The sequence below is a fragment of the Porphyromonas sp. HMSC077F02 genome, from assembly GCF_001815465.1.
Classification (GTDB): domain Bacteria; phylum Bacteroidota; class Bacteroidia; order Bacteroidales; family Porphyromonadaceae; genus Porphyromonas_A; species Porphyromonas_A somerae.
Map to the genome: position 1 here is coordinate 5,202 of NZ_KV820690.1, position 388 is coordinate 5,589.

A 388-nucleotide genomic window follows, 5' to 3' on the forward strand; every position below is an offset into this window, starting at 1 on the left:
GGGCTATCTGAATGGCACCCTGTCGGGTGCTTTTCGGGGGTGCCTTATCGGATTAGTCGGAGGACCTGTCGGGTGCTTTTTTGGGTGCCCCGATCTAAGCAAAAACTGAGATGCAACTAAGCATTTGCTTTGTTGCAACTCGCCATTTGCTTAGTTGCAACTCGTCGATCGCTTAGTTGCATCTCAGTTTTGGCCTTTGTATGTATTTGTATTTCAGGTGGTTGCAAAAGCCCTTTTTCTTCCTCTTTTTACTGGGTCGGACAACATTATTCTAGAGCTAACGCCCCTCCGACGTGGGGGCTAAGATCCGTCGGACCTCTGGCGAGGTCCTTTCTGGAGGGGAGTGGAGGGAGAGCACCCGACAGGGTGCCACTCAGCTAGCCCCTGG